Genomic DNA, 10,763 nt, shown 5'->3' on the forward strand with positions numbered 1-10,763 from the left:
AGCTCTTCCCTCATCTTCCAGGCGTAAGCCTGCCGAGAGTTGGCACCGCTTCGTCATTTTCGACGCCGGTTGCCGGGGTGTCATCGGGCTCGGTCCCTCGACCCTTTTGCGGCCTTATTCGACCGCCTCTAGATGAGTCGCTATATATTATCGCTTAAGTCAGTGACAAGTCACCCGGTAATTGCGTTCGATTCCCACAAATATACGCTGATGCGTTGTACGATGTAGTACTGGTCAGGAAATATCTTTATTGCAAGGAGTAAACCGTAGTGTCTGAAACCGTAAGAGTAAGATTCGCGCCCAGCCCGACAGGGCATCTCCACATCGGCGGAGCCAGAACCGCCATCTACAACTGGGCGTTCGCGCGCCATCACGGCGGAAGCTTCATCTTGAGAATCGACGATACCGACAAGGAGCGCTCCACCGACGAGAACACACAGGCGATCCTCTCGGCGATGCGCTGGCTGGGTCTCGATTGGGACGAAGGCCCTGATGCCGGAGGAGAGTTCGGCCCCTACTCGCAGGCGTTACGCAAGAGCATCTACGACCAGGCGCTAAACGAGCTCAAGCTTGCAGGAAACACCTACCCGTGCTTCTGTGACTCTGCGCTACTCGAGGCCAAGCGTGAGGCGGCCAGGGCCGCGAAAAAGTACTCAGGCTACGATCGCACCTGCCGAGACATACCCGCGCATGAGTCCGAGAGACGCATCGCGGCGGAAGAGCCGCACGTCTGGCGCATCAAAACACCGCTGGATCGTGGCGATATCGTCATCGATGACGTGATTCGCGGTCAGGTGACTTTCCCTCTCTCGGCGATGGATGATTTCGTCCTTGTTCGCACCGATACCTCGCCGACATACATGTTTGCAACCGTCGTAGATGACTGGCACATGGGTATAACCCACATCATCCGAGGAGACGATCACCTCTCCAACACTCCTCGGCAAGTAATAGTCTTCGAGGCACTCGGCGCCAAGGCGCCTGTATTCGCCCACATGGGCCTGATCTTTGGCCCCGATGGCAAACGGCTATCGAAGCGCCACGGTGCCACCAGCGTCGAATCCTATCGGGAGATGGGCTACCTGCCTGAAGCCTTGCTCAACTATCTGGCGCTGCTTGGCTGGTCGCTTGATGAAGACAACATCTTCGACCGAGACACACTAGTGAGGCGCTTCGAGCTTTCCCGGGTCTCGAAGAACCCGGCAGTATGGGATATCGGCAAGCTTGAGTGGATGAACGGGGTGTACTTGCGTGAGATGACCGCCGAGGAGTTCATTTCGAAGGTCCTCCCACTCCTTGACGAAGCCGGTTTGATCGCCGAGGACCAGGTGAGTCGTTCTTCGGATTGGTTGCTAGAGTTGGCCCCGCTGGTATCCGAGCGCATCAAAAGGCTCGACGAGGTAGTCGAGATGGTCGCGTTTCTCTTCACCGACGATCTGGTAATCGATGAGCGATCTTTCGATGCGGTGTTGGCCAAAGAGGGCGCATCCGATGCCCTAGAAGCGGTGGCATCCGTTCTAAATGAGGTCGAGATGACGCCGGAAGCTGTCGAGGAAGCGATGCGAGAGGTACCGGGTAAGCTTGAACTCAAGCCCAAGCTTGTGTTTCAAGCCACCAGAGTCGCTGTGACTGGGTCTACGGTAAGCCCACCGTTGTTCGAGTCGATCGTGCTCCTTGGACGAGAAAGAGCTCTGAAGCGTGTTTGGGCAGCGGTTGACAGTATCAAGAAGCGCCGGTAGCATACCAATTCGCGTTTACTAGTGCGCAACAGTACTGGGGTATGGTGTAACTGGCAACACGTCGGATTCTGGTTCCGAAGAGTCTAGGTTCGAGCCCTAGTACCCCAGCCACTGCATGGCCCGTTCGTCTAGAGGCCTAGGACACCGCCCTCTCAAGGCGGAGGCACGGGTTCGAACCCCGTACGGGCTACCAAGCTTCACCCTGGCTTCATGCGCCCACTTTCGGCGCACACTTGAAGTGTCCCTTTTTCGCGACATTTATCCCACTTGCACAAGCTGCTAGAATAGTCGATGGAGTGGGCCGGGCGGTCGCGCGCGTCGAAGGTGGGCGCGTGAGGAAAGTCCGGACTCCAAAGGGCATGGTGCCTGCTAACGGCAGGGCAGGGTGACCTGACGGAAAGTGCCACAGAAAAGAAAACTCTCGTGGCGAAATCCGGCACGAGAAAAGCTGAAACGGTGCGGTAAGAGCGCACCAGCGTCGCGGTGACGCGGCGGCTTGGCAAACCCCACCAGGAGCAAGGGCATATAGGAGCGGCTAAGACCGGCCCGGTCGACGCTCGGGTAGCCCGCTAGAGGCCGCCGGTGACGGCGGCCCCAGATAGATGATCGTCCTTAGACAGAATCCGGCTTACAGGCCCACTCCACCGCTTTTTGCACTGCCTGGCAGCGACTACCGCGGAACCACCCTGACCGCATTGGGGCCGACCCTGATAAGCTCGAAGTTTCGAATTTCAACGCGGTGCACCGCACCCCACGTCACATTGCCAGCTGGATCCTGAACCCGGAGCCTGAAGGTATACCTTCCGGGCACAGGCGCCGAGTTGTTCGGCCCCCTGCCGTTCCATGCGATTGAAACAGCGCCGGCGGGGAAGTGTGCGGAACGCGTAGCCCATATCGCGCCTGTGGACGAGTAGACGACTAGCTGGACGTGAGCCCGCTCGGAGATTGTGGCCCGCACGGTCATGTTGTCCCTGATACCGTCACGTATGATCGGGTAGAAAAGACTCGGCGAGAAACTGAATCCTGAGATTGCCGGTGGCGTCTTGTCTAAGACGAAGGGGACCTGCTGGGTTACCTGCCTGCCGAACATATCTGTGACGGTGGCGGAAAACGTGCGTGCGCCATTCGGAAACGCGCTCAAGTTCAGGCTGGCGCTGTATGGCGCCGACGTGTCGGTATGAACGAGGTTGCCATCGATGTGGAAACTGACATCTCGAATACCAGCCGCGTCGGAAGCCACAACCGAAAACGTGCTAACAGCTGGAACAAGCGCATTTGCCCTGGGGGCCGAGACAGAAATTGTCGGTGTATCGGTATCGGAGTTGAAGTAAACGACCTGCGGAGCGCTACGGTTCGTCGCACGGTCAACAGCCACTACCTCGATTCTGTTACGCCCAGGCCGGATCACGTCGTTTTCAAGCGTGAGGTTGGTGGCTACTTGGTCGAGATGGAAAAGTCTTGTCGGATGCAGCTTCCCGTTGACGGTGAACTCATAAAGAGCTGTGCCCGACAGTCGGTCATACTCAATATCGTTCCATCTGATATTCGCGCGCTGAGAGTTGAACCATACATCGCTTCCTGATGGGCCGGTATAGCGAGCGTGAGGTATGGCAACAAGATTTTCAGGAGAACGCGGTGGAGTTACATCTATTCCAAAGGGTATGTGAACAGTTTCGGTACTATAACGAGAACTGTCGTACCAGCGGTAATGTAGATGCCAGCGTCCTTCATGCGAAAATGTAGCTCCTGCAGGCAGCGTAGGTAGCGCCGCAGCCTGGATCCCCACGATATCGAGAAAGAGTGGTGTAAACATACTAGTATCCTGAAGATCAGCCCCGAGCTGGTAGTAATTTTGAGGTGTGGCGGTTTCTATCTGAGTGCCAGGCATGCGGTCGACAGTGTAAATCATCCCAAGCGCATAGGCGGTATTGTCCGCGGTGGCTCTGTACAGATTGAACAGGGGAAATGGATTGTTGCCCCATCCGTTCCTCCACCAGGACCTCTCAAAGCCAGGACCGCTGTCACCGGGATATGGCACGGTCAGTGAGGTGTTTATAAAAGGCCCCGACGGATACTGGGGATTGGTAGGGCTCTCACCTGGTTTAGTATCGCCCCACGCTTGTCCTGGCAACGGAGGTAAATCCATATGCCTTTGAGCCGCTCCGGCGGGAATAGTGCTTGCCAACAAGACGAGGCAGGTGACTATTGAGGTGAGTGCAATTCTACGATTTGTGCGACATCTCATGATACTCCCCATCCACAGGCGCCAACATACTCGCTATCCAGTAAAGCTACCTAAAAACACTACTGCACTGACAGATTATCGGAAAACACCCCATCAAACTTTACCCCAAAGCTATTGCATTGTACATCAAAGACGCGTCCGCATCGCCTCTTTGATCACGCGGCCATCAAGATCTGTCAGCCTCAGGTATTCTCCTCCCACGATGCGAGCGATCTCCCGTGCTCCGCTTGTCGCTTTCGGCCCTGTGCCTGTATCGAATACGATTGTATTGATTTTTGCCGATCTCACCCTCACACCAGCTGCGCGGGCATCTTCGCTACCCAAACCGCCGTTGAGCCCGACATTCGCCCGCCCATCGGTGACCAGCACGAGCCATGGAATGACCTCTGAGTCTCTCCTTGTTTCATTTTCAAGAAGCTCCAACGCCTTGAGGAGTCCGGCAGCCAAAGGTGTCGCTCCACCTGTAGGCATCGATTTCAACTTGAGCTGCGCAAGCTCCACGCTGGCCGTTGGCGACATGATGATGTCCGCCCCCTCGCCGCGAAATGTGACCAAACCGACTCTGTCCCTGCGCTGGTAAGCATCCTTGAGCAGGCCGAGCACCGCTGCCCTTGCGGCCTCCATGCGATCTGCCGCACCCATCGAGCCGCTGGCATCCACACACAGAACAATTGAAGCTCCTGTTTTCCGCTTCCTGACCTTTGACATAATGTCAGAAGGATCAATGTTGATAGCGAGATTCCCCTCACGTTCGAGCTGATAGGGCGCGGCTGAGCGAAAGGTGGCGTCGATGGCCACATCCGCCAAGGTAGTGGTGGCGGCCTTGACGGACCGTATGTGGCGGCCTTTGGAATCGCTGGAAATGCTTTCATGTCTTCGGCCGGAAACTGCACGGCGCACCGCGTCGAGCTCACGCAATACACCTTTTTCGATGAGCGGGAGGCTTTCACTTGCGGTTTCACCCAAATAACGTGTGGCTGTTGTGCCTGGCCTGACTCCGTCGCCTGCGTCGTTTTTGTCACACCGCTTTTCGGCGTTATCTGTATCGCCGCAAGAAACGGAGCTCGACGTCTTGGAAAACGCCGAGACAAGCTCCTCGACTATGGACTCGGCAGACTCGGTGTTGGCAAACGGGGCCTTTCGTATGCGGTGCAACAGTACCATCGAAGCTACCGCAACAACATCCTGGTGCTCCACGAGTGTCCGGCCCTCTAGGGAAGTCCTGGCGGCGGCGGCTCTAGCCATGACCAGATCCGCTCGATGGCCGTCTACATCGGCCTCGATACAAATCGAGACGATCAAGCGTTTGATTTCATCGGTCAACTCGACGGTCGGAAGCCTTAGCCGGGCATGTGCCAGACGGACGCGAAGTTCATCCTCAGAGTCGACCCAAGCACGAATGAACGACGACGGGTCCTCATCGAATCGCTGCCGCCTGTCCATGATCTCCATCCGCAAAACCGGGTCCTTCACCCCGCGAACATCCACGCATAGCCCGAAGCGATCCGTGAGCTGAGGTCGCACCTCACCCTCTTCCGGATTCATCGTGCCTACCAATATAAATCTCGCCGGATGTCGAAAAGACACACCCTCCCGCTCGACCGTATTTACCCCCATCGCCGAGGCATCGAGCAGCGTGTCGACCAAGTGGTCATCGAGAAGGTTCACCTCGTCAACGTAGAGGATAGAGCGATTGGCCTTCGCCAAAATCCCAGGCTCGAATTTCCTCTCCCCGTGCTTGAGTGCGTGCTCAAGATCGAGTGTCCCAACCAGTCTGTCCTCGGTGGTTGACACGGGAAGATCGACGATCCATGGCTTACGCAAGGATGTCACAACGGAATCGACGGTGTGGCTTTCACAACAATCGGCGCACCAAAGTTTCGGGTCGGAGGGATCGCAGGAAAAGCGGCAGCCTTCAACGACGTCCATATCCGGCAACACGACCGCAAGCGCCCTCACGACGGTGGATTTGGCGGTGCCCTTCTCGCCCCGGATAAGAACACCACCTACCCCCGGATCCACTGCGTTTAGCAGCAAAGCCGTTTTGAGTAGATGTTGATCCACAACCGCCGTAAATGGAAAGGTATGAGCCGGGCGCTCGGCCACGAACCACCTCCGAAACAATTGAACCCAACCACAGTATATTGTAGTTGGGTTCGCAATGCTACCTATATTTCGTGGTTACAGTTAAAATTACACCACTTTCCACTGGAAGTTTCCGCAAGAGATCGGATCGGCTCCCTCCTTGTTCGGGCAAGTGCTCACATAAACGCAATCATCGCACTGCACGTCGGGACCAGGAGCAAAATTTTCAGATGCGGGTGTCTTCCGATCCTCAGGCTCGTCGGAGTCCGGAAGATCAGGTGTAACGATCGTCAGATCCTCGAGTACCGATCCCCTGACTCTGTCGGGAAGCAGGGTATCACTATCGACAGAGGGCTCCTCAAGCGGATCGAATACATATGTGGCGCCCGCTTTCTCGTCCGCAGGCTCAGCGAGTGGTTCTGGCTCTTCGGAGAGTGAGACTTTAGCGGGCTCTTCGGAAGCCGGATTTTTTGTGTCCGACTCCCAGGGCCAGCTCTCCACGGTGGAGACAACAGACTCTGGGGCCTTGATCCCTTCGGCCTCCAGCTGGCTGGCGGCACGCTTCAGGGCATCTGAAAGCGAAGCCCCTTCAACCGGTTCGGCTGGCTCGGTCTCTTCGTTCCCGGCCTGCTCGATAATCTCATCCAGCACCGCGTCAGATTCCTCATAGGGCACCGGCTCATCACGAGGCGCATCGGATGCCACTTTGGGCTCCTCGGCATCTTGCAACGGGGTCACCAGAGGCTGCGGAGGCACAGGAGCAAGCAGGTGCTCCGCGGGCTCTGCAGGCTCTGCTGCCAAGGGCTCTTCAGGCGCTGCTCCCGGAGCAACAATGAGAACCGGGATGGAGGCATCCAGATAGCAAAGGCAGTAATCGAAATCTTCATGGTGGAATTCGGGCGACGACGACTCTATCGACAACGCCTTAATTGCCTCCTGCTGGGTGTCGTACACGACTCTGGTGACCAAGTCGAGCTCACCATCGTGACGGTTTCGGCGGAGAAGAAAATAGCTCATGACCAAAGAACCTCCATCGGTACGGCAGCAGGAAACATGTTAGCACCAAATCATCGGCCTGAAACCCTCATCGACTTTAGTCTAGCTATGTTGATCTCATCTTTTTCCGGTATTTGGCCTGGCGCCTCAATTATCACGCTAATATCACTCGGCCCCAGCACAGAAAACATCGACTCGAACGCCTCGTATCCTAGATGTCCCTCGCCTATCCACGCATGTCTGTCCCTTTTGGATCCGCGCTCGAACATGCAATCATTGGCGTGTATCACCTTTATGCATCCCGGGCCGCATGTTGTCTCGTACGCGTGAATGTACTCACTCCATGCCTCCGGCGTCGACAGATCAGCGCCATACGCATGAGCATGGCAGGTATCCAGGCAAACGCCGAGCCTTCCAGCGTCCATCTCGGCCGCATGCGAAAACACAGCGCCTATATCCTCGGGACAACACCCGAAACCCGTTCCCGCGCCTGCGGTGTTTTCAAGCAGCAAAACGACTCCCGATGCAGTCGGCCCAGCCATCTCATAGGCCGAGGCGATTCGTTTCGCGACTCTTTGCGCCGCCGCCTGAGTGTCACCCGCCTTATCGTTACCCAAATGCGTAACCACTCCATCCGCCGAGAGAATTGCCCCTCGGACAAGCTCATCGGCGAGCGCCTGCACTGATTTCTCACCAATTTCGGCATCGGTTGTCGCCAGGTTGATCAGGTAAGCCGTGTGAGTGAAAAGGGGAATCCCGCTGTGTCGCTCCCTACGCGCTTCAGCGAACGCCGAGGCAGCAGCACTGTCAAGCCCCGGAGCGCTCCAGCGGCGAGGAGTTTTTGCGAATATCTGCATCGTCTCACAGCCGACATTTTCGGCATACCGCAACGTTTCATCGTACCCACCTGAAACCGAAAGATGCGCTCCTATAAGCATGATCCACTCCATGAGCCGCGTCGAATGATCCAAAAAGCATAGTGAACAACCGGCGATAAGCATAAACTTATTGCTGCTATGGATGCCAAACAAATCAATTCAGATAAGCTCTGGCAAGGTCCGGCGATACTACATGTCGACCTGGACGCATTTTTTGCCGCCGTTGAGCAGCTCGACCATCCCGAATGGCGCGGCAAGCCCGTGATTGTCGGGGGCTCGCCGAAGGGCAGAGGCGTAGTTTCGACGGCATCGTACGAGGCGAGACGCTACGGCATCCGCTCGGCGATGCCGGCTGCTCGCGCGGAGCGTCTGGCTCCGCAAGATGCGATATGGGCCCGACCGCGATTCGAGCGATACAAAGAGATCTCCGACCAGGTATTCGACATATTTCACGACGCAACGCCACTCGTTCAGCCACTATCGATCGACGAGGCGTTTCTCGATGTGACACCCGGCAAGCACGGGGCGCAGGATCCGGTAAAGATCGCTGTCTGGATCGCCGAGCAGGTCTCGCAGCTCGGAATCACCTGCTCGGTGGGTCTGGCCTCGTCAAAGACCGTCGCGAAGGTAGCGTCTGACCGCAACAAGCCCTGCGGACTAACGGTAGTCTATCCAGGCCAGGAGAAGGCCTTCTTAGCCGAGCTCCCAGTTGAAAGCCTAAGCGGAATCGGGCCAAAAACCGCCACACGCCTAAGGTCCATGGGGATCGCAACTTTGGGTGATCTTGCGGCTCTGGACGAATCCACCGCAAGCGAAGTTCTCGGCCAGCACGGCGATATACTTGTGCGACATGCCGCCGGACTCGACGAAAGCAAGGTTCGGCGCAGGTCAACCGTCAAATCGGTTTCCAACGAACGAACCTTCCCTGCCGACATACACAACGCCGCACAGATCGAATCGGCGCTCAATCAGCTCGCATCCAAAGTAGCTGGCAGGCTTCGGCGGAAGAAGACCACCGGCACAACCATCCACATCAAGGTTCGTTTCAGCGACTTTACGACACGCACACTCCAGCAAGCCCTGGCATCGGGTACCGACGACGAAAAGCAGATCGCTGAAGTCGCCGTAGATCTTGTGCGCCGGATATGGAGCGAGGGTGTCGGAATCAGGCTTCTCGGCGTGGGTGTAACCGGGCTTAACCTTCGCGATGAGCAGCTTGAGTTGCCTACTAGCGATGAGCCGATTGGCCAGGGGCGGCCTCAAAGCAGAGAAGAGCTGCTCAAAGGCGTAGATGCGATCAGGGAGCGATTCGGTGAAGACGCCATCTTCCGAGGAGTCGCGGGCCTCAAACCCAAAAACCCCCAAGAGTGACTCAGGCTGACCGCGCTTGACTCGCCCTGTCGTGCCGATGTAGTAAAATCCTGCCGATCACACCCGAGTCGATGGCTCCAAGAAGAGCGTCGACCACATGTGGATCAAACTGGGTCCCCCGTCCGCGCATCAACTCCATGCGCGCTTCCGGCAGTATCATCGCCTGACGATAGGGTCGATCAGAGGTCATCGCGTCGAATGCGTCAGCCACAGCAAGGACGCGAGCCAACTTCGGGATTTGCTCACCAACCAGCCCATCAGGATAGCCCCTGCCATTCCAGTGTTCGTGATGATGTCGAATCAACGGTACGAGCGTTTGCAGAAATGGAATGGACTCTATGATCTTGCTACCGGCTACACTGTGGCGCTGGACAATCGAAAACTCTTCAACAGTGAGCTTCGACGGCCTGAGCAGTATCTCTTCGGAGACACCGATCTTGCCGATGTCGTGGAGAAGTGCCGCCCGCTCCAATAGCTCGATCTCGTCGGCCTGAAACCCCATCCGCTTGCCCAACAACACCGCGTAGTCCGTCACACCAAGCGAGTGGCTGGCCGTATAGCTGTCCTTCGCGTCGACTGCCGCCGTCAAGGCCTGCAAGGTGCCAAGCGAGTGCTCCTCTATGCGGGTAAGTGAGTGCTCGAGGCGGGAGTTGACCTCAGTCACCTGCTCCTCGGTCTCCACAAGCTCTCTTGCGATGGAGCGAACCATTTGAAGTTGAAGCAGATAAGCCGCACCGGTTCCAACAATCAGAAACGCCCAGAGTATCGCAATGGACCATCTGACCTCTCGCTGAATCGGCGCATAGTACTGGTATGTCTCGAAGATGCCTAAAACGGCACCGCTGGCAGGGTCCTCCACAGGGGCATACACTTCAAGCAGCGGACCGGCATGCTCAAATTGCCTGATGTTAGCCGGCTGCGGCTGGCGTATGATCTCCGAGACGATCTCGCCCTCCACTGCCCGGGCTACCTCAGGGTCATCTGCAAAAGAAGCGCCTACCCGATCTTCGGGATCAGAAGAGTAAACGAGCACGCCCTGTGGGCTCCAGAGCTTGACAGCGAATATGCCAGCTCCACGCAGCTCAGTCTCGAGCAACTTATCGATAGCGGCACTTTGCTCGGGGTCGAGACTCGAAGCAAAAACTCCTGTGCCCAGGCGCGAAACAATCGCTGCAGAGGCAACCGTATCAGCGGTAATGATTGCGTTATTGCGATAAACCTGCTCGACTCGCCAGGACAGCGCCAACCCTAAAGCACTGACCATCAAAATCATCAGCATCAGCGTCCGAACTCCAAAAGACCTGACAAGTTTTGTGTCACGCATGCGCTTCGCTTTCGTCTAGCTGTTGCAGATTGCGCTAATATTTAACCACAAACACACTGTTGGCCACTTCCCGTCCGATGACATGAGTTACACCATCTACCTCTATTGTGATAGGTCCAAAGAAA

The 10,763-nt window shown here is 56.6% G+C and carries 7 protein-coding genes, 2 tRNA genes, 1 other RNA gene and 1 riboswitch; of the genes, 5 read left to right on the forward strand and 5 right to left on the reverse strand.

Annotation, left to right across the window (positions count from 1 at the left end; genetic code table 11):
- Window positions 1-7: 7 nt before the first annotated feature.
- A riboswitch (SAM riboswitch) is annotated at window positions 8-139 on the reverse strand.
- A gap of 130 nt (window positions 140-269) precedes the next feature.
- The 4 genes from KGZ89_03760 (at window position 270) to rnpB (ending at window position 2,386) form a co-directional block, all read left to right on the forward strand.
- Entirely contained in the window at window positions 270-1,739 is a 1,470-nt protein-coding gene (locus KGZ89_03760; GenBank protein MBS3973965.1) for a glutamate--tRNA ligase, read from the forward strand.
- A gap of 35 nt (window positions 1,740-1,774) precedes the next feature.
- Window positions 1,775-1,850, forward strand: a tRNA-Gln gene (locus KGZ89_03765).
- Window positions 1,851-1,856: 6 nt separating this feature from the next.
- Window positions 1,857-1,932: transfer RNA gene (locus KGZ89_03770), tRNA-Glu, on the forward strand.
- A 100-nt stretch (window positions 1,933-2,032) separates the two neighbouring features.
- Window positions 2,033-2,386: RNase P RNA component class A (gene rnpB / locus KGZ89_03775), an RNA gene on the forward strand.
- 23 nt (window positions 2,387-2,409) lie between these two features.
- Here rnpB and KGZ89_03780 read toward each other — a convergent pair.
- From KGZ89_03780 to KGZ89_03795, 4 genes are all read right to left on the reverse strand, one after another.
- Window positions 2,410-3,552 (reverse strand): hypothetical protein, encoded by a 1,143-nt coding sequence (locus KGZ89_03780; GenBank protein ID MBS3973966.1) that lies wholly within the window; start codon window positions 3,550-3,552, stop codon window positions 2,410-2,412.
- A gap of 558 nt (window positions 3,553-4,110) precedes the next feature.
- Window positions 4,111-6,090, reverse strand: a complete 1,980-nt coding sequence (locus KGZ89_03785; protein ID MBS3973967.1) for a magnesium chelatase subunit D family protein — start codon at window positions 6,088-6,090, stop codon at window positions 4,111-4,113.
- 87 nt (window positions 6,091-6,177) lie between these two features.
- A complete protein-coding gene (locus KGZ89_03790; GenBank protein ID MBS3973968.1) occupies window positions 6,178-7,086 on the reverse strand; it encodes a hypothetical protein in 909 nt (302 codons plus the stop codon).
- A 50-nt stretch (window positions 7,087-7,136) separates the two neighbouring features.
- Window positions 7,137-8,003 carry a deoxyribonuclease IV gene (locus KGZ89_03795; protein MBS3973969.1) on the reverse strand — a complete coding sequence of 289 codons (867 nt, stop codon included), beginning with the start codon at window positions 8,001-8,003 and terminating at the stop codon, window positions 7,137-7,139.
- A 78-nt stretch (window positions 8,004-8,081) separates the two neighbouring features.
- On the opposite strand from KGZ89_03795, the gene dinB reads away from it, so the two are divergent.
- The gene (dinB, locus tag KGZ89_03800; GenBank protein MBS3973970.1) at window positions 8,082-9,314 is read left to right on the forward strand and encodes a DNA polymerase IV; all 1,233 of its coding nucleotides are present in this window, start codon (window positions 8,082-8,084) and stop codon (window positions 9,312-9,314) included.
- 1 nt (window position 9,315) lies between these two features.
- On the opposite strand, the gene KGZ89_03805 is transcribed toward dinB, so the two are convergent.
- A complete protein-coding gene (locus KGZ89_03805) occupies window positions 9,316-10,638 on the reverse strand; it encodes an HD-GYP domain-containing protein (GenBank protein MBS3973971.1) in 1,323 nt (440 codons plus the stop codon).
- Between the last annotated feature and the right edge of the window lie 125 nt (window positions 10,639-10,763).

This window comes from Actinomycetota bacterium (genome assembly GCA_018334075.1).
Classification (GTDB): Bacteria; Actinomycetota; Coriobacteriia; order Anaerosomatales; family UBA912; genus JAGXSC01.